16 protein-coding genes are annotated in these 18,906 nt (G+C 72.7%); 7 read left to right on the forward strand and 9 right to left on the reverse strand.

What is annotated here, in order from left to right:
• Positions 1-137: 137 nt before the first annotated feature.
• Both pcrA and KBY19_RS13970 read right to left on the reverse strand, forming a co-directional pair.
• Positions 138-2,690: a DNA helicase PcrA gene (pcrA, locus tag KBY19_RS13965; RefSeq protein ID WP_099883540.1), complete on the reverse strand. Its 2,553-nt coding sequence runs from the start codon at positions 2,688-2,690 to the stop codon at positions 138-140.
• A 109-nt stretch (positions 2,691-2,799) separates the two neighbouring features.
• On the reverse strand, positions 2,800-3,153 hold the full coding sequence (locus tag KBY19_RS13970; RefSeq protein ID WP_099883539.1) for a hypothetical protein: 354 nt from the start codon (positions 3,151-3,153) through the stop codon (positions 2,800-2,802).
• A gap of 358 nt (positions 3,154-3,511) precedes the next feature.
• Between KBY19_RS13970 and KBY19_RS13975 the strand changes: the two genes are divergently transcribed.
• From KBY19_RS13975 to KBY19_RS13990, 4 genes are all read left to right on the forward strand, one after another.
• Positions 3,512-4,705 (forward strand): NlpC/P60 family protein, encoded by a 1,194-nt coding sequence (locus KBY19_RS13975; RefSeq protein WP_210965876.1) that lies wholly within the window; start codon positions 3,512-3,514, stop codon positions 4,703-4,705.
• 191 nt (positions 4,706-4,896) lie between these two features.
• A complete protein-coding gene (locus tag KBY19_RS13980) occupies positions 4,897-5,706 on the forward strand; it encodes a class II aldolase/adducin family protein (RefSeq protein WP_185017925.1) in 810 nt (269 codons plus the stop codon).
• 663 nt (positions 5,707-6,369) lie between these two features.
• The gene (locus KBY19_RS13985) at positions 6,370-7,605 is read left to right on the forward strand and encodes a hypothetical protein (RefSeq protein ID WP_099883536.1); all 1,236 of its coding nucleotides are present in this window, start codon (positions 6,370-6,372) and stop codon (positions 7,603-7,605) included.
• 126 nt (positions 7,606-7,731) lie between these two features.
• The gene (locus KBY19_RS13990; protein ID WP_221506024.1) at positions 7,732-8,307 is read left to right on the forward strand and encodes a DoxX family protein; all 576 of its coding nucleotides are present in this window, start codon (positions 7,732-7,734) and stop codon (positions 8,305-8,307) included.
• On the opposite strand, the gene KBY19_RS13995 is transcribed toward KBY19_RS13990, so the two are convergent.
• Positions 8,304-8,534: a hypothetical protein gene (locus tag KBY19_RS13995; protein WP_099883535.1), complete on the reverse strand. Its 231-nt coding sequence runs from the start codon at positions 8,532-8,534 to the stop codon at positions 8,304-8,306. The two genes, KBY19_RS13990 and KBY19_RS13995, sit on opposite strands and share 4 nt — an antisense overlap.
• Positions 8,531-10,201, reverse strand: coding sequence for a PspC domain-containing protein (locus KBY19_RS14000; protein ID WP_210965877.1), 1,671 nt, complete (start codon positions 10,199-10,201; stop codon positions 8,531-8,533). Before KBY19_RS14000 ends, KBY19_RS13995 begins: the two co-directional genes overlap by 4 nt.
• A 151-nt stretch (positions 10,202-10,352) precedes the next feature.
• On the opposite strand from KBY19_RS14000, the gene KBY19_RS14005 reads away from it, so the two are divergent.
• Both KBY19_RS14005 and KBY19_RS14010 read left to right on the forward strand, forming a co-directional pair.
• Positions 10,353-11,705, forward strand: coding sequence for an ATP-binding protein (locus KBY19_RS14005; protein ID WP_099883533.1), 1,353 nt, complete (start codon positions 10,353-10,355; stop codon positions 11,703-11,705).
• Positions 11,702-12,457, forward strand: a complete 756-nt coding sequence (locus KBY19_RS14010) for a response regulator transcription factor (RefSeq protein WP_099883532.1) — start codon at positions 11,702-11,704, stop codon at positions 12,455-12,457. The genes KBY19_RS14005 and KBY19_RS14010 overlap by 4 nt, the downstream gene beginning before the upstream one ends.
• A 15-nt stretch (positions 12,458-12,472) precedes the next feature.
• On the opposite strand, the gene KBY19_RS14015 is transcribed toward KBY19_RS14010, so the two are convergent.
• The 3 genes from KBY19_RS14015 to KBY19_RS14025 form a co-directional block, all read right to left on the reverse strand.
• Positions 12,473-13,405 carry a polysaccharide deacetylase family protein gene (locus KBY19_RS14015; protein WP_210965878.1) on the reverse strand — a complete coding sequence of 311 codons (933 nt, stop codon included), beginning with the start codon at positions 13,403-13,405 and terminating at the stop codon, positions 12,473-12,475.
• Positions 13,406-13,584: 179 nt separating this feature from the next.
• The gene (locus tag KBY19_RS14020; protein WP_099883530.1) at positions 13,585-14,163 is read right to left on the reverse strand and encodes a hypothetical protein; all 579 of its coding nucleotides are present in this window, start codon (positions 14,161-14,163) and stop codon (positions 13,585-13,587) included.
• Positions 14,160-14,474: a helix-turn-helix transcriptional regulator gene (locus tag KBY19_RS14025; protein ID WP_099883529.1), complete on the reverse strand. Its 315-nt coding sequence runs from the start codon at positions 14,472-14,474 to the stop codon at positions 14,160-14,162. The genes KBY19_RS14020 and KBY19_RS14025 overlap by 4 nt, the downstream gene beginning before the upstream one ends.
• A 120-nt stretch (positions 14,475-14,594) precedes the next feature.
• Here KBY19_RS14025 and KBY19_RS14030 point away from each other — a divergent pair, with 120 nt between their 5' ends.
• Positions 14,595-15,770: a hypothetical protein gene (locus KBY19_RS14030; RefSeq protein ID WP_099883528.1), complete on the forward strand. Its 1,176-nt coding sequence runs from the start codon at positions 14,595-14,597 to the stop codon at positions 15,768-15,770.
• A gap of 42 nt (positions 15,771-15,812) precedes the next feature.
• On the opposite strand, the gene KBY19_RS14035 is transcribed toward KBY19_RS14030, so the two are convergent.
• Both KBY19_RS14035 and guaA read right to left on the reverse strand, forming a co-directional pair.
• Positions 15,813-17,012: a hypothetical protein gene (locus KBY19_RS14035; protein WP_185017913.1), complete on the reverse strand. Its 1,200-nt coding sequence runs from the start codon at positions 17,010-17,012 to the stop codon at positions 15,813-15,815.
• A 134-nt stretch (positions 17,013-17,146) separates the two neighbouring features.
• Entirely contained in the window at positions 17,147-18,733 is a 1,587-nt protein-coding gene (gene guaA / locus KBY19_RS14040; RefSeq protein WP_210965879.1) for a glutamine-hydrolyzing GMP synthase, read from the reverse strand.
• Positions 18,734-18,906 lie beyond the last annotated feature (173 nt).

Consider the following 18,906-nt stretch of genomic DNA (forward strand, 5'->3'; position numbering starts at 1 on the left):
CGGCTCAGGGCCGGTTGTGGCCGGGTGGTACTTGCCTCTCGCAGATGGTGCCCCTCCGCGCATGCCGAGGGGCAGCTCTGGCCTGCGACGCCGACGACGTCCCCAGCGCGCATACCGCGCAGACGACGCCTACGGCGTCAGAGCTTCTCCACCGGCGCGTAGCGCAGCAGCAGCCGCTTGGGCTTCTCGCCGCCGAAGTCGATGGTCGCCTCGGCGTTGTCGCCGCTGCCCTTCACCGACTGCACCGTGCCCAGTCCGAAGCTGTCATGGGTGACGCGGTCACCGACCTGGAGAGAGACCACCGGCCGGTCCCCGGCGCGCCGTGTCGCGAAGCCGGAGGGGCCTGTCTGCGACATCGCCCGGGAGGTGCCCCCGGCCCGGCCCGAGCCACCCAGGGACGAGGAGAGGGAGGCGCCGGTCCCGGCACCGCCCCCGCTGCCCGTCCGCTTCCAGTCGAGGTACTCGGCGGGGATCTCCTCCAGGAAGCGGGAGGGCGGGTTGTAGGAGGGCTGGCCCCAGGCGCTGCGCATCGCGGCGCGGGTGAGATACAGCCGCTCCTGGGCGCGGGTGATGCCGACGTAGGCGAGTCGGCGCTCCTCCTCCAGCTCCTTGGTCTGGCCCAGGGCCCGCATGTGCGGGAAGACGCCGTCCTCCATGCCTGTCAGGAAGACGACCGGGAATTCCAGGCCCTTGGCGGTGTGCAGGGTCATGAGCGTGACGACGCCCTCGTCCTCGCCCTCCTCCGGGATCTGGTCGGAGTCGGCGACCAGGGCGACCCGTTCGAGGAAGTCGGCGAGTGTGCCGGGGGTCTCCTCCTCGCCGTGTTCCTGCTCGAACTCCAGGGCGACAGCGGCCAGTTCCTGCAGGTTCTCGATACGGGTCTCGTCCTGCGGGTCGGTGGACGCCTGGAGCTCGGCCAGATAGCCGGTCTGCTCCAGCACCGCCTCCAGCACCGTGGCCGGGCCGGCGCCGGACTCCACAACGGTGCGCAGCTCCTCCATCAGCACGTTGAACCGCTTGACGGCGTTGAGGGAGCGCGCGGCCATGCCGTACGCCTCCTCGACGCGCACGAGCGCCTGCGGGAAGGTGATCTTCTCGCGCAGGGCCAGCGCCTCGATCATGGCCTCGGCGCGCTCGCCGATGCCGCGCTTGGGCACGTTGAGGATGCGGCGCAGCGGCACCGTGTCCTCCGGGTTGGCCAGCACCCGCAGATACGCCAGGATGTCGCGGACCTCCCGGCGCTCGTAGAAGCGCACCCCGCCGACGACCTTGTAGGGCAGGCCGACGCGGATGAAGACCTCTTCGAAGACACGGGACTGGGCGTTGGTGCGGTAGAAGACGGCGATGTCGCCGGGCCGGACCTTCTTCTCGCCGCCGTCGGTCCCGGTCTCCCCGTGCTCCCCGTCGCTGAGCCGGTCGATCTCCTCCGCGACGAACTGCGCCTCGTCGTGCTCGGTGTCGGCGACATAGCCGGTGATGCGGGGGCCCGAGCCGGCCTTGGTCCACAGGTTCTTGGGGCGGCGGTCGGCGTTGCGCTCGATGACGGCGTTGGCGGCGGACAGGATCGTCTGCGTGGAGCGGTAGTTCTGCTCCAGCAGGATCGTCGTGGCGTCCGGGTAGTCCTCCTCGAACTGGAGGATGTTGCGGATGGTGGCGCCGCGGAAGGCGTAGATCGACTGGTCGGCGTCGCCCACGACGCACAGCTCGGCCTGGTCCTCGGCGGGGCCGACCAGTTCGCGCACCAGCTGGTACTGCGCGTGGTTGGTGTCCTGGTACTCGTCGACGAGCACGTGCCGGAAGCGGCGGCGGTAGTGCTCGGCCACGTCGGGGAACGCCTGGAGCAGATGGACCGTGGTCATGATCAGGTCGTCGAAGTCCAGCGCGTTGGCCTCGCGCAGCCGCGCCTGGTACATCGTGTACGCCTCGGCGAGGGTCTTCTCAAAGCCTCCCCCAGCCTCCGTCCGGGAGGTGCCCCCAGCCGCCTGCGCCGCGAAGTCCTCCTCGTCGATCAGCTCGTTCTTGAGGTTGGAGACCTTGGCGCTGAACGCCTTGGGCGGGAAGCGCTTGGGGTCCAGGTCGAGATCGCGGCAGACCAGGGCCATCAGGCGCTTGGAGTCCGCCGCGTCGTAGATCGAGAACGACGAGGTGAAGCCCAGCTTCTTGCTCTCCCGGCGCAGGATGCGCACGCACGCGCTGTGGAAGGTGGAGACCCACATCGACTGCGCCCGCGGCCCCACCAGCTCGGCGACGCGCTCCTTCATCTCGCCCGCCGCCTTGTTGGTGAAGGTGATGGCGAGGACCTGGCCCGGGTGCACATTGCGGGCGCCCAGCAGATAGGCGATGCGGTGGGTGAGCACCCGCGTCTTGCCGGAGCCGGCGCCGGCGACGATGAGCAGCGGGGAGCCCGCGTGCAGGACGGCGTCGCGCTGCTGCTCGTTCATCCCCTCCAGCAGCGCGGCGGGGTCCACGACGGACCGGGGCGCGCCGTCGCGGTGGTACGCGTCACGCCCGCCGGTGCCCGCGGCGCCGCCCGCCCCACCCGTGAAGGTGCCCGCGAAGAGATCGTCGGGGATCTCGTCGGCGGGGCCCGGGTGACCGGACCCCTCGGGGTCGGGCGGCGGGGGCGCGTCCGCCTCGGGTGCCATACCGTCGAGGTCCGCCAGGAAGCTGTCGTCGAAGAGGCTGCTCATCGTCGTACGAGTCTAGGCCGCCGCACCGACACCCCGGGATGCCCTGGGGAGAACCGGCCGGGGATTCGGACCCGTACCGGACGTGTACCGGGCGTGATGCGGGCCTGAGTCAGACCCAGAGGACAGCGATGAAGATGTTCGCCGTCGTCAGCAGGCCGACGGTGCCGAAGAGCGGGGCGCTCAGCCGTTCCTCGTCCCGCTTCACATAGGTGAGGCCGAGGATCACCACGAGCAGTGCCAGCTTGAGGCCGATCTTGACGTTGTTCACCGAGCTGTCGTCGGCCTGGTTGAGCCCGACCAGGGCCACGCCGGTGACCAGCATGGTCAGCGCCCCGTGCAGCATGCTGGGGTGGATACGGGCCTCGCCCTTGCCCATCGCCTTCATCTGTGTGAGGAAACCGCCCAGAAGCGCGGCTATGCCGATGATGTGCAGGCCGACGAAGACATTGATGAGTACGTCCATGGGCGCGAGCGTATCCGGGTGTTTTCGGCGCCTTTACCACACCCCCGGCTTCCCGGTCGAGGTCCTCGCGGCACCGGTCAGCGTCCGCGCAGATGCCCTTGTATCGAGCCATCTGGCGGGCCGACCCGGGCGGCTTTGCGGCGAAAAGGATCACTTCTGATCATCCCCGTGCCCGGTCGCCGCTGTTCCGCATAGCGTCCTCGCCAGGTGGCCGCGCCTCGCCGGTAGGCGCGGCCACCCCGGCTGCCGGGACAGGTGTGACGTGCACAACACCGCCCCTCGTAGGAACCGCACACCGGGGCCTCGTAGGGACCGCTCATAGGGAACGCAAGCACCAGTGAGGAAGTGACGGCCACCCATGGCCTCGCACCGCAAGCCCAAGCCGCATCCTGTCGCCGTGCCCACCGTCCGCGCCGCCTTCACCCTGGCGCTCGCCACCCTCGCGGGCGCCACCCACTTCCAGGGCTCCGGCCACGCACAGCCGGGCCCGGGGCCGCAGACGGAGCCCCCACCGCGGCCCGGGCAGCCCTCGGGCAGGGCCGCGGTGGAAGCCGAGATCGACCGGCTGCACCGGGACGCGGAGCGGGTCACCGAGTCGTACAACAGTGCCCGTGAGAAGGCGCGGGCGGCGCAGCGCACGCTGGATTCGCTGGGCGACCAGGCAGCACGCCGCCAGGAGAAGCTCAACGCCTCCCGGGACGCGCTCGGCTCCCATGCGGCGGCGCAGTACCGCGACGGCAGCGGGATCGCCCCGGTGCTGCGGCTCGCGCTCTCCTCCGAGCCCGAGGACTATCTGGAGCACGCGTCGGTCGCGGAGCGCGCCGGGGACCGCCGGGCGGCGCTGGTGAAACGTACGGTCGCCCGGACCCGGCAGCTCGCACAGGTGCGCAAGGAGGCGGCCGGTGTCTCCGCGGAGCTCCAGGAGGCCGCCGACAGCGCACGCCGCCACAAACGCACTGTCGAGGGCAAGCTCCGCCGGGCGCAGCAGCTGCTCAGCAGGCTCACCCCCGAGCAGCGCGCCGCCGTCCTCGACGAGCACGGCGGCGCCGCACACGACCGGCCCCGGGACGGTCGCGCGTCACGTTCCGGCGGGGACCGGGACGGTGGCCCGGCAGCGCACACACCAGGTCGCGGCGCACCGGCCGGGCAGACTCCGGACGGGCAGACGCCGACCCCGGAGAATCCGGCCGGGCAGGCGCCGACCGAGCGGTCCGCCCGTGCTGTCGCATTCGCCCGTGGTGCGCTCGGCAAGCCGTACGTGTGGGGCGGCACGGGACCCTCCGGATACGACTGCTCGGGGCTGACGCAGGCCGCGTGGAAGGCGGCGGGCGTCTCGCTGCCGCGCACCAGCTACAGCCAGATCCATGCGGGCAAGCGCGTCTCCCGCGGTGAGCTCGCCCCCGGGGACCTGGTGTTCTTCTACGACAGCGTCAGCCATGTAGGCCTCTACATCGGCGGCGGCCGTATGATCCACGCCCCCCGCCCCGGCACCGCCGTGCGGGTAGCACCCATCGATCAGATGCCCTACGCCGGTGCGGTGCGCCCCGCCTGAGGCCTGCCGTCTGCCGCCTGCCTGAGGCCCCGTGCGAGGCGGACCAAGGGGTGGCCGGCGGAAAGGAGGCGTGGGTCTGGCCAGTTGTGGTGCGGCGGGTTAACTTCCGTGCTGCCGCGTGCGCACGCGACCGAAGGGGGCCGCGCACGGTCCGAAGGGCTCAGCGCACGGGCCCGAAGGGAGGGCACCGCATGTCCGAGGCCGCCGTACCCGCGCAGGTACCACCGAGCCCCGTGCCGGGTGAGCGGCTGCGGTTGGCGGCGCCACCCGTCCACGCGTCGACGGCGGAGGCCCGCGCCTACCGCAAGCAGCGGTTGGCGGCCGCGTTGCGGCTGTTCGGAAGGATGGGCTTCGAGGAGGGGGTGTCCGGCCACATCACGGCCCGCGACCCGGAATTCCCGGACTGCTGCTGGGTGAACCCGTTCGGCGTTCCTTTCGGACAGCTGACGGTCGGCGATCTGCTCCTCGTCGATCAGGAAGGGCGGGTCCTGGAAGGGCGCCGCCCCGTCAACCAGGCCGCGTTCGCCGTTCACTCACAGGTGCACAGCGCGCGGCCGGACGTTGTCGCCGTCGCCCACAGCCATACGACGTACGGACGTGCCTTCTCGGCCCTCGGGGAACTGCTGAAGCCGATCACCCAGGAGGCGTGTGCCTTCTACGCGGACCACGCGCTGCTCGACCGCTACACGGGTGTGGCGATGGATCCCGAAGACGGTGCACGCACCGCCGCGGCGCTGGGACCGCACAAGGCCGTCATCCTGCGCAATCACGGGCTGTTGACGGTAGGGGACTCGGTCGACGCGGCGGCCTGGTGGTTCCTTCAGATGGAGCGCGCGTGCGAGATACAGCTCGCCGCGAAGGCCGCCGGAAAGCCGGTGCCGATCGACCACAGGAGTGCCGTGGCGACCCGTGAACAGCTCGGCAGCGATCTTGCCGCATGGCACAACTATCAACCTCTCTACACCAGGATCACCCGGGACGAACCAGACCTGCTGAGCTGACAAGGTCTCATGTAAGGCACAATCCCCTTCCATCCCACGGAAGTTGAGAGGCGGGGTTGCGCAGTGGCCGTGGACACGGCTCAGGACGGCTCGAAAGGCCCGGACGACGAGGACGGGCAGGGCAGCGGCGCGCAGGGCACGAGCGGCGCCCACCGCTCGGGCCGGGCGGCCGGTACGGGCCCGGAGACGAGGGGGACGGCGACCGCCGGAAGGGACGCCGCCACCGACAGGAGTCCCACCGCCGGGAAGAGCCCCGCCGCCGGGAGGGGCCCCGAAGCGGGGAAGAGGGCGGAGCCGGGGAAGAGGGCAGAGCCGGGGAAGAGGCCCGAGGCGGCGCAGGGCGCCGGGACCGGTAGGGCTCCCGGCCCCGAGAAGGCCCGCGGCACGGAGAGGGACCCTGCCGCGCAGCGGGGTGCCGCCCCCGGCGCGAGCGCGGGCCGGCTGCCCGGCACGCGGGCCGGTGCACCCCCTCCCGGCCGGTCGCCGCGCGACCCGGACCCGCGCCCCACCTCCTCGGCGCCGGCCTCCGCCGCGCCCTCCCACTCGACACCCGCGTCCGCCCCGCCCTCCCCCTCGGCACCGGCCTCCACCGCTGCCTCGCGCACCACCGCTCCCGCACCCGGCCGCGCCGGCGGCGACGCCCGTACCGGCACCACCGGTGAGGTGCAGCCGCCCTGCCAGTGCGACAGCTGCCCGCACAGCGCCCGCGAGGGCTACCGCAAGGCGCTGGCCGCCTTCGTGCAGCGCCGGGACGAACTGGCCGCGGGTCAGGGCGTCCCCGTGGGGCTGGCGCACTCGGCGGGTGCCTCTCGCCAGTGGGTCTCGGACGAGCTGACCGAGGCCGCGCGGGCTGTCGCCGACCGGAGCCGCGAGGAGGGCGAGGCGTGGGTGGCGCGGCTGTGGCGGCGCACCCTGATCGCCGTATGGGCCGCTGTCGGCGTACTGCTGATGGTGCAACTGCTGTCCGCGCTCGCCGGTGGCTGGTCGACCGGCCGGACGGCCGGTCTGGTGGCGGCTTTCGTATCGGCTTCGCTGCTGTCCGCCGCCGCTTGGCTGCACCGGGCGCGTGGCGGTGTGCTGGCTCCCGTGATCGGCGAGGACAACCGGCTGTCCACCTCCCGGACGGTGGCTGCCGGATGGGTGCTGCTGTCCGTCTTCGCCGTACTGGTGCTGGCCGTCGAACTCGCCGCGGCGGCCGGGCCCGAGCAGCGCCGTGCGCTGCTGGCCGGTCTGGATCTGTCGCGCGGCGCCGGGGTGGTGACCGTGCTCGCGCTGACATGTGCGGTGGCCGTCGTGGTGCGTCGCACGGTGGCCGTGCGGGTGCAGGGCAGGCGGCTGCAGAAGGTGCGTGCCGACCGGCCGCGCGCGGCCGACCTGCTCACGGACGACGCGGGCCGCGGCGCGTTCTCCGATGTGCAGTACGTGCTCATCAGCGCGGTGGCGGTGGTCTTCGCCGCGGTGCGGCTGGCCCGGCAGCCCGACCAGCTGCCCGACCTGCCCTGGGGGCTGGCCCTGCTGGTCGTCGTCTCGGCGGCGACGTACCTGGCCGGAAAGTACGCCGAGGGCGGTCGCCCGGTGGTGCTCTCGGTGGTGCGGGCCCGGGAGATGGGCGATCTGCACTCCCCCATCCGCACCGGTGACGACATCGAGGTCCGCGGCGCGGGCTTCGTCCCTCCGGGCGCCACGGCTCCCGACCGGCTGGCCCGCATGGTCGTCCGGATCGGTGCCGTCCATGTGCACGCGCCTCTCATCCCCGTTCCCGGTGGTTTCAGCAGTCCGTCCGACACCGCTGTGACGGTTCCGGTCCCGGTGGAGGTCGAGCCGGGCCGGGTGGAGGTGCAGGTGGTCACGGCGGCGGGGGTGGAGACCAACCGCTACCCGATCGACGTGGTCGAGTGACGGGCCGCCCGACAGGGCGGAACGGGCGTACCCGGTGGGGCCGATGGGCACTTGCCAGCCGGGTGGGCCCTCGGGGAAGAATCGCCTCCGCACACCGAACACGTTTGCGGAAGGCGGGAGCGACGGATGTCTGTGACAGGGCCGGCGGGCGGCGGTCCCAACGACGTGCCCAAGACCGTCAGCGCCTACCCGGGGCGCGGGCCTGTCGCCGGGGCACCCGTGGGAGTGCGCGGTCTCGCCGCGCGGTACGCACTGCTCCCGCTGCGGCTCTTCCTGGGCATCACCTTCCTCTACGCGGGCATCGACAAGCTCACCGACCCGGACTTTCTGACCGGGGACGGGCCCGGTTCGTTCGCCGGGACGCTGACGGCCGTGCACGACGCGGCGGCGGCCACCTGGATGGTCGACCTGGCGCAGCAGAGTCCGCAGGGGTTCGGTACGGCCATCGCCGTCGGAGAGGCAGCCGTCGGTCTCGGCACCCTGTGCGGGCTGTGGGCACGGGTGGCGGCGGCCGGCGGGGCGCTGCTCTCCTTCTGCCTGTGGATGACGGTGAGCTGGTCCAGCGAGCCGTACTACTACGGCAACGATCTGCCGTATCTGATGGCGTGGCTCCCGCTGCTGATGGCGGGGGCGCCGATGTTCTCGCTCGACTCGCTGCTGGCGGTGCGCAGGCGGCGCAAGGGGCAGCAGATCTTCGGCTAGCCGCCTCCCCCGCGCTCGCTCAGCTCCCGTCGCCGGGTGACCGAGCGCCGCACCAGGAACGTCGCCAGCGCGGTCAGGCCGGCCAGCACCAGGGAGACCGGTACCACCACCAACAGCACCCAGAAGGGGACCTCCACCTCGCCGGCGGCGTCCAGCAGATAGACGGCCGCCACCGCGGTCATGGCCAGCCCGAGCAGCAGCCGGGAGGGTTCGAAGCGATGCATCATCCGGTTCCTCCCTCCGAGGGGACACCCTGTTGCGGCGCCTGCCCCTCTCCCTCTCCCTCTTCCTGCCTCTGTCCCCGCTCCTGCCCCGGTTCGGGCTCCGGTCCCGGTCCGGCGCCCTGCAGTGGCTCGTTGTCGGACCGCTCGCCCGAAGGCAGCTCCCGTACGATCTCCGCGCGGCCCGCGCCGACGCTCAGCTTCACCACGACCGTGCCTTTCGCCTTCGTACCGGCGAACGGGCGCAGCGTGAGCTTCCGCTTCGTCCCCAGACCGCTCGCCTTGTCGAAGACCACCTCTCCGTCGCTGTCCAGCGACCGCGGGAACCTCATGTCCCCCATGTCGACGTCCGCGCTCACCTCGACCACCGCGTCCTCGGGCACGACCACCTTGATCTCGCCCGCGCCGACGCGGGTCTCGGTACGCAGCGTCTGGCCCGCCTTCAGCCCCGTCCCGCGCAGGTCCAGTTCGCCGGAGCCGGAGCCGAGCGCGTAGCGCGGCTTGACCTCGTCGACCGCTGCGGGCACCCAGCGGGTCTCCCGGAAGTGGGTGGTGATGTCGTCCGGCAGCGCCGCCGTGCCCGCCAGCAGTCCGGCGGTCAGCACGATGCACACGATGGTGCCCGGCCCGGTACGGCCGACGAAGGCGCTGATGCCCAGCCCGATACCGAAGACCGCGAGCATGCAGCTCAGGCCGATGGCGAGAGTGGTGGCGAGGGGGTTGTGGTTCCAGGAGACGGCCGTGGAGACCCCGCCCGCGAGCAGCGCCAGCAGGAAGGTGAGCCCGCCCAGTGAAGCCCCGGCGGCCTGCCGTGCGGGCGGCCCCGCGCCGCGGGTGCTCGCCGGCGCGGGTGCCCTGGGCGGGCCGCCGGAGTGCTCGTGGGCGCTGGGCGGCGCGGCGTACGGGAGGGCGTCCTCGGGGCCCCACAGATAGCCTGTGGCCGCCCCCGCGCGGTTCCAGGCGGGTCCGGTCGCCTTGGTGGCCCCGGCCTCCTTGGTGAGCGGCTCCCGCCACCAGGAGGTGGGCGCCGGGACGGGAGGTGCCTGCGCCTCGGGGGGCGCGTCGGCAACGGCGTGCGCCGTCGTCGGGTCGAGCTGCGCGCCCTCGGCGCCGGCTGCCTCGATCTGCCGACGGTGCCGCGACCAGTACGCCGCGCCCGCCACCGCTCCGATCAGCAGCGCGGAGAAGGGCACGCTGCGGCTGCCGAGCGAGGCGAGGAAGAGGCCGCAGCCGACGAGCGCGACCAGGACCGCCGACAGCGAGCCGCCCTCTACCCGGCCGGACAGCAGTCGCCGCCCCTCGTTCTGCGTCTCCCCCTCGGCGGGGATGAGCAGCCAGGCGAACCCGTAGAAGATCAGCCCCAACCCGCCGACGACGGACAGCACGACCAGCGGCACCCGGAAGATCACCGGATCGAGGTCGAAGTACCGCCCGAGACCGCCGCAGACGCCGCCCGCGACCTTGTGCGAGCGGCTCCGCCGCAGCTTGCCCCGCCGCGGCTCGGGCACCGGGTTGTGCGCGCCCCAGGAAGCAGCCCCGCCCTTCTCCCCCGCCGCCCCCGCCGCGGTCCCGACCGGCGCGGGTTCCCCCTCCGCTCCCGGCGCGTGGCCGCCGGCGGCGCCGCCGGCATGCTGCGCCGCGCGCCCCGCCGTGTGCTGCTCCTCCTCGCTCATGGCCCTATGGTCGCGCCCCGGGCACCGGCAGGCATCGGGGGCCTACCCCGAGCGATCCCTGAGATCGGCGGTGGGGTTCCGCGCCGGCGTCGGGGACGGCTCAGGGCGCAACCCTGATGTCCGGCCGCGCCAGTCGTGTGACGATCGGAGCATGACAGCGCCCGCCTCGCCCGCCTCCGAGGCGGCCCCGCAGGGACCCGGAACCCGGACCGCGTCCTCGGAGCCGCCGGAAGAACCGCCTCTGCGCAAGCTCTACCGCAGCGCGGAGGGCCGGATGCTCGGCGGGGTCGCGCGCGGGCTCGCGGGGCATCTGGGGCTGCCGGTCTCCTGGGTGCGGATCGTCTTCATCGCGCTCAGTCTCGCCAACGGGCTCGGGGTGCTGCTGTACGCGGCGTTCTGGTTCGTGGTGCCGCTCGGCACGGGCGGGGTCGGTGCCGGGCACCGCACCGGCGCAGCGGGACTGTCCGAGGCCGTCGCCGATCGCGACGGGCTGCGCCGCCGTATCCTCCGCAAGCCCGACAAGGGCCAGCTGATCGCCGTTCTCGCGCTGATCGTCGCCGTCTTCATCACCGCGGACAACCTCCAGTTCGGCGCGGCCAACACCTATCTGTGGCCCGTCGTCCTCATCGGTATCGGCGTCGCCCTGGTGTGGCGGCAGGCCGACAACTCCCGCCGTGCCCACTGGGCGGAGGTCAGCCGCCGCACACGCCTGCTGCCGATCGCCCGCAGTGCGGCGGGGGTCGCGCTGGTCGCCGTCGGCGTGACCGGCATCGTCGTGGTCCAGGGCTCGGTCAGCCATCTGGGTTCGGTCCTCCAGGCGGCGCTCGCCGTACTGGTCGGCATCGCGCTGATGGCGGGCCCGTATCTCGTACGGATGGTGCAGGACCTGTCCGAGGAACGGCTGATGCGCATTCGCGCGCAGGAGCGGGCGGAAGTGGCCGCGCACGTCCACGACTCGGTACTGCACACCCTCACCCTGATCCAGCGCAGCGCCGACAAGCCCCGCGAGGTGGCCCGGCTCGCCCGCGCCCAGGAGCGGGAGCTGCGCGCCTGGCTCTACAAGCCCGCCGACGCGACGGGTGCGGCCGCCGAGGAGGAGGACGAGCCCAAGACCCTCGCCGAGGGGGTCAAGGCCACGGCCGCCGAGGTCGAGGACCACCACGGGGTGCCGGTCGAGGTGGTGTGCGTGGGCGACTGCCCCCTCGACGAGGCGCTGGGCGCCCAGCTTCAGGCCGCACGCGAGGCGATGGTCAACGCCGCCAAGTACGGTGGCGAGGGCGGCGCCGTGCAGGTCTTCGCCGAGGTGGAGGGGCGTACCGTCTTCATCTCCGTACGGGACAGGGGCCCGGGCTTCGATCCGGACGCCGTCCCGCAGGACAGGATGGGCGTACGGGAGTCCATCATCGGCCGGATGCGGCGCAACGGCGGCACGGCGCGGTTGCGCACCGCGCCGGGCGAGGGGACAGAGGTCGAACTGGAGATGGAGAGGGCGGCGGAGTCGTGACCGACGAGGCGACGGGCAACGAGCAGCAGGGCGACGGCGGCAACGGCCCCGGTGGCAACAACTCCGGTGGCGGTGACGGCGCCGACGGCAGCCGCCGGGTCCGGGTCGTCCTGGTGGACGACCACCGCATGTTCCGCGCGGGAGTGCAGGCGGAGATCGGCCGCACCGACGAGACGGGTGTGGAGGTGGTCGGCGAGGCGGGCGACGTCGACCAGGCGATGACCGTCATCGAGGCGACCCGGCCCGAGGTCGTCCTGCTCGACGTCCACCTCCCGGGCGGCGGCGGGGTCGAGGTGCTGCGCCGCAGCGCCCCACTGATGGGGGACGCCGAACAGCCGGTGCGTTTCCTCGCGCTGTCCGTCTCGGACGCCGCCGAGGACGTCATCGGCGTCATCCGCGGCGGCGCGCGCGGCTACGTCACCAAGACGATCACCGGTGACGACCTGGTCGGCGCGATCTTCCGCGTCTCGGACGGCGACGCCGTCTTCTCCCCGCGGCTGGCCGGCTTCGTGCTGGACGCCTTCGCCTCCACGGACGCCCCACCGGTCGACGAGGACATGGACCGTCTCACCCAGCGCGAACGCGAGGTCCTGCGCCTCATCGCGCGCGGCTACGCCTACAAGGAAGTCGCCAAGCAGCTGTTCATCTCCGTCAAGACGGTCGAGTCCCACGTCTCGGCGGTCCTGCGCAAACTGCAGCTGTCCAACCGCCACGAACTGACCCGCTGGGCGACGGCGCGGCGGTTGGTGTGACCGCCGGGCCCGGCTTCACACATAGGGCCGCACGCAGGTGAAGCCGCGTTCTCGCAGCAGCGGGAGGTAGCGGTCGACAGCGGCGACGGTCTGGTGCCGGGGACCGCCACCGTCGTGGTGAAGGACGATGGCGCCGGGTGCTGCGTTCTCGGTGACGGCACGCACGATGCGGGCCGTGCCGGGACGGGCCCAGTCCTGGGTGTCCACGGACCAGTTCATGGGTTCCATGCCCAGGTCGGCGCAGACCTTCAGGGAGGGCGGGTGCCAGTCGCCGTAGGGGGCGCGGCACCAGCGGGGCGGGGTGCCGACGACGCGGTCGATCAGTTCGCTGGTGCGGCCCAGTTCGCCGCGTACCTCGGCCTTGGGCAGCCGGGGCAGTTGGCGGTGGGTGTAGGAGTGGTTGCCCACCACGTGGCCGTCGGCAGCGATGGCGTGCAGCAGGTCGGGGAAGGCGGCGGCGTTCTCGCCGACGACGAAGAAGGTGGCCTGGACGCCGTGCCGGCGCAGGACCTCCAGCAGCGCCGGGGTGTGTTCGGGATGCGGTCCGTCGTCGAACGTGAGGGCCATGACGAGCCGGCCCTGCAGCTCGGGCAGCCGGGTCTCGGCATGGGTGCGCACCGGGGGGTGCGCCTTCGGGGCACCCATGGAGGTCTCGCCGGCGAGGGGGCGCAGCCGGTAGCTGTCGGGAACCGCCCGGTGCAGTTGCGGCGCCTTGCCCGCCGCCCGGGGGCCCGGTGCCGCCCTGCCCGGATCCGGGCCGCCGGGGGCGGGTGCCGACGCGGATGCGGGGCCGCCACGGTGCCCGGCCGCCGCCCCCGGATGCCGGCCGCCACCGGCGTCCTCGTGGGCGAGCAGGCCCACGGCGACGCCCGTGACCGACGCGGTACCGACACCGAGGCCGACGCACAGCAGAGCCCTGCGCGAAACAATATGACTATCGGATCGCATGATCTTTGGTTAGCAGCAGTCGCCGCCGCTGTGCGGGCGCCGCGCGCCGGTGGCTCCCGCACTCCCCTCGAACAGCGCACCAATACCGGGATGCGGACTTCCCTTTCCGGTTCGCGGACCCCTCTCCGGTTCGCGGACCTTCTCCGGGACGCGGACCTCGTGCGGGTCGTGGGCCCCTCTCAGGCCGACGGCACTCCCGCCTCGTGCGCCTCGCCCATCTCGCCCACCTCGTCGTCCTCCGGCTCGTCCTGCACCCGCAGGGCCGCGATCCACAGCGGCAGCAACCGGTGCAGCGTCAGGACGGCCAACCCGGTGGCGGCCAGCGGGACGGCGAGGTCGGCCAGGGGGATCTCCACGAGCCAGGCGATGTAGAAGCCGAGCAGCGCGGCCGTCATCACCCAGGAGTTGACGCGGTACGCCCTCGCGTGGACCTCTCCGCGCTCGGCCCTCTGCCGCTCGTCCAGCACCCGGGCCCGCAGCTCCAGCAGACCGCGCGTCATGGAGTTGAGGAAGCCGGTGAGCGGCACCCACAGCAGCAGTGCGACCAGCAGCGCGGCCAGCGGCCAGGGCGACGCCCACGCGTAGGCGCCCACCATGCCCGCGAGGCCGACGGCCGTGGTGACCACATGGGCCACCACGATGCGGCGCCGCGCCCCGCGAGTGGCGTGCAGGCGCCTGGCGCGCGCGTCGTTCATCGTCTTGAGCAGCCACTTGTCGTAGCGCGTGGGCTGTCCGTCGGCGTGCGTGCTGGTGCTCATGCGGTGGTCCTCCCCGTGGTGCGTGCGGGCGTGCCCGTGGTGGGTGCGGCGGCGGACGCTTCCGGGTCGCTGCCCGTGCCGTACACCTCGTCGGTGAGCGGCCGGAACGGCTCCAGGGAGAACAGGGCCTCCACCGGCAGCCGGAAGTGGGCGGCGATCCGCAGCGCCAGATCGAGGCTCGGGTTGTACTGCCCGCGCTCGATGTAGCCGATCGTCTGGTAGTGCGCGCCCACCGCTTCGGCCAGCGCCTGCCGGGACACCTTCCGCTCCGCCCGGACGACCGCCAGCCTGTTGTGTACGTGCTCGCTCATGTATAAGAAGTACTACATGCGGCAGCACAGCCGCAACACCACCGGTCGAGCACACCTTCCGCACGCGCCGGTTCTGGAGCGGTCGCCCCGGGCGGGGACCGGCCCGGGTACTCTCGCCCGGTGTCTCTCCTCGGCCGGATACGCGGCGCCGCACGGCGCTCCAGGTTCCTCGTACTGAGCGGTGTCCTCGCCCTCGCGCTGGTCGCCGTTCTCGTCCCTGCCCTGCTGCTCGACGCGGACGAGTCACCGGCGTGCCGCCCGGCGCCCGGCTCCGCCGACGCACTGGCGCGCGACCCCGAACGCGCCGCAGAAGCACTCGATCCGGGCGAGAACATCACCCGCACCGGACCGCTCAAGCGTCTGCTGCGCACCACCGGCGACCCGCTGTGCGACGGCGCCGAGGGGACCGAACCAGCGGGCCGCACCCTGGTCGCGGCCACGACCGGCCGCACCGCGGAGCAGCAGCGCGAGCCCGCCCGGCCGCACACCGAGCGGGAGGCGCGCGTCGCGTACGCCGTCGTACTGCTGCTCAGCAAGGGCAGCGAGCACTACCGGCCCGACTTCCCGCTGGGGCTCAACCCCTACCTCGCCCAGATGTTCGCCTCCTACATCCAGGACACCAGCAGGGCGGTGATGCGCGGGACGCCCCACGACTGGCAGCACCCCACCGCCACCGACGAGGAAGCCGACTACGGCGACGGCAGCGGCAACTGGGCCACTCCCTTCCCCTCGGGGCGCGACGTCCATGCGGTCTTCCCCGAGTTCGAGACGGCACAGAAGGTGCTACGCCGGGTGGCCGCCTCCCCGCGCGCTTTCGCCACGCTGTACGACGCCGAACGCGCCCGCTTCGCCTGGTATCTGGAGCGCCTGACCGACAGCGCGCAGGAGCCCGGCACCAAGGCCAAGGAGGGGATCACGGGCACCGAGCTGGAGCTCGAACAGAGCGCCACCGTGGTCGCCGAGCTCATGGCCTCCCGCACGGTCGCCGTCAAGGACGGTCTCGCCCCCTCCCTCGCCGAGTTCGATCGCGCGGTACTGCGGCACACCCGCGGCCTGTACCACCCAGCCGAACACCGGGTACGTTCCCGCCCCTCCGCCGCCACCCTCGCCCAGCGGCGCCCCGACGCGTCGCCGGGCCGCGGAAAGCGTGCCACCGAGCGGCTGATGGACGGCAGGGTGCAGCTGTTCACCGTCTTCGACGCCTGGGCGCGGGAGCGCGGCATACCCGAGGGCCGGGCCGAACGGCTCCGCGGGCAGCTGGACGCCCGCTATGCCAACGCCCTCAACCTGCTGTGACCCGGCGGCGGACCGGTCGGCGGCGGACGAGCCGGCGGCGGATCAGTCGGCGGCGGGCAGCCGCAGCCCCGTACAGCCGCGCTCCGCGCTCTCCCGCTCGGCGAAGGAGGCGAGCATCTTGCGCAGCCCGGTCCGGTCGAGCTGCTTGCGGCTGAGGGTCTTGTCCTCGGAGTAGGAGTCCGTCTCCTGGTCCGGCCGGCTGACGGAGATCTTGAAGCCCGCCGGCCGGCCGTCGCACCGGGCCATGGCCCAACCGCTCTCGTCGGTGAGCCACGGCCCGACCCGCTCCTCGTCCGTGCGCGCGCCGTGGTGCCGGGCCTGCCCCAGCATCACCCGCTGCGTCCACTCGCCGTACAGCGCGTGCAGCGAGAGCACCGGGCGGTGCGGTTCGCCGTCCTCGTCCTTGCCGGACGGCCGCACCGTGCAACTGGTCAGCGGGGCCGGGCCCTTGGGGATACGCAGATCGACGGACCAGCCCGTATCCCGGAACGGGCCGCGGGCGAGCGCCGCACACGTGGTGCCGGCCGCGCGGGCGGACGGTACGGACTCGGGCACCTGCTGCTCGGTCTCCTTCGCCGGGACGGACAGCGGGTCGGTGTCGCAACCGAGCTTCTCGGCCGCCTTGTTGGCGACGGCGGCGCCCGCGCGGACCAACTGATGCGGCTCGGAGCGGTGTCCGGCCAGCACATCCACCAGGAGCCGGCCCGGGTTTCCGGCCGCGTCCTCGCCGCGGCCGGGGCAGCGGGGCAGCAGCGTCAGCCCGGCCAGCCGGGACTCGAAGCCCGGGAGGCCGCCGGGGAGCGCGGACGTCGGGTGCACTCCGTCGTCCCGGAACTCCCGTATCAGTTCGCGGTCGATGTCGTCGCGGCGGCTGTAGACGTGGACTTCGAGGACCCGTTCGCCCTCCTCGTTCGCCACTTCGCAGCTGTAGCGCCCCAGGTCACCGTCGAGTTCGCTGCGGGACTCGGTCAGATGCCCGTCGGCGTGGCCGGTGGTGTTGCGCAAGGTGTCCATGGTGCCGTCGGGCAACGCGCCGTCGCAGGCGCCGGATGTGATCACACTGTCCTTGACGGTGGGCGTGACGGCCCATCCCGCGCCGCCGAGCACCAGCACGCCGAGGCCGCACCACACGGCGATCCTCGTACGGCGACGGCGCCGGTCCGTGCGCTCCTGGAGGACGAGCCACCGCTCGCGCCGCTCGTCCTCGTCCGTCTGTTGCTGCTGCTCCTCCGCATCCGACACCACGGCACCGTATCCCAGCCCCGTACCCGGCCCGAACACACGTGTGCCCCGCGATCCTGGCCCCGCTCCGGGCGGAGCGGGGGCAGGGGCGCGGGGCACCCGGCGGACTGCTCAGCGGGAGCTCGACGCGCGGCTCACTCCCACTCGATGGTCCCCGGGGGCTTGCTGGTGACATCCAGCGTGACGCGGTTGATCTCGGCGACCTCGTTGGTGATCCGCGTCGAGATACGGGCCAGCACGTCGTAGGGCAGCCGCGACCAGTCGGCCGTCATCGCGTCCTCCGAGGAGACCGGACGCAGCACCACCGGGTGCCCGTAGGTACGGGCGTCGCCCTGTACGCCGACGCTGCGCACGTCCGCGAGCAGCACCACCGGGCACTGCCAGATGTCCCGGTCGAGCCCCGCGGCCGTCAGCTCCTCGCGGGCGATGGCGTCCGCCTCCCGCAGCAGGTCCAGCCGCTCACGGGTGACCTCGCCGACGATCCGGATGCCCAGCCCCGGACCGGGGAACGGCTGGCGCTGGACGATCTCCTCCGGCAGGCCGAGCTCCTGCCCGACCATCCGCACCTCGTCCTTGAACAGCTTGCGCAGCGGCTCGACCAGCTCGAATTCGAGGTCCTCGGGGAGGCCGCCCACGTTGTGGTGCGACTTGATGTTGGCCGCGCCGGTGCCGCCGCCGGACTCCACCACGTCCGGGTAGAGCGTGCCCTGGACGAGGAAGGCGACGTCCTCGCCCGCCGCGCCGGCCTCCGCGACCAGCTCGGCCTGCGCGGTCTCGAAGACCCGGATGAACTCCCGACCGATGATCTTGCGCTTCTGCTCCGGGTCCGACACCCCCGCCAGCGCGTCGATGAAGCGGTCGGCGGCGTCCACGACCTTCAGCTGCACGCCGGTCGCCGCCACGAAGTCCTTCTCGACCTGCTCGGTCTCGCCCTTGCGCATCAGCCCGTGGTCGACGTACACACAGGTCAGCTGATCGCCGATGGCCCGCTGGACGAGCGCTGCGGCCACCGCCGAGTCCACCCCGCCGGACAGCCCGCAGATGGCGCGCTTGCCGCCGACCTGCGCACCGATGGCCGCCACCTGCTCGTCGACGATGCTCGCCGTCGTCCAGGACGGGGAGAGCCCGGCGCCCCGGTACAGGAAGTGCTCCAGCACCTGCTGGCCGAAGGTGGAGTGCATCACCTCGGGGTGGTGCTGGATGCCGTACAGCTTCCGCCCGTCGTCCTCGAACGCTGCGACCGGCACCAGCTCCGTGGAGGCCGTGACGGTGAAGCCCTCCGGCGCCGCCGAGCAGGCGTCGCCGTGCGACATCCACACCTGCTGCTCGCTCGGGGTGCCCTCGAACAGCGTGGAGGACGCCTTGGCGACGGTCAGCTGGGTGCGGCCGTACTCCCGGCTGCCGGTGTTGTCGACCGTGCCGCCCAGCGTCGTCGCCATCAGCTGGAAGCCGTAGCAGATGCCCAGGACCGGGACACCGGCCTCGAACAGCTCGCGGTCGAGGGAGGGCGCGCCCTGGGTGTAGACGGACGAGGGGCCGCCGGACAGGATGATCGCCTTCGGGTTCTTGGCGAGCATCTCGGCGACCGGCATGGTCGACGGCACGATCTCGCTGTACACCCGCGCCTCGCGCACCCGACGCGCGATGAGCTGGGCGTACTGCGCGCCGAAGTCGACGACGAGAACGGTGTCCGGAGTGCTCTCGGACGGGTTGGAAGCCACGAAGCTGATGCCTTTCGGCGGTTCGGCGGTGAAGCGGGGGATTCACCTCCGATGATAACGGTGCCCCTGGGCGGCCGATCCCACAGCCGACGCGGTGGCATACTGGGCGCATGCTCACGCAGAACACGTGGTTTACCTATGGCACCGGCCCGGCCGGCTGCCATGGTCGTCGT

Origin of the sequence: Streptomyces sp. B15, assembly GCF_018070605.1 — a bacterium.
GTDB lineage: Bacteria > Actinomycetota > Actinomycetes > Streptomycetales > Streptomycetaceae > Streptomyces > Streptomyces smyrnaeus.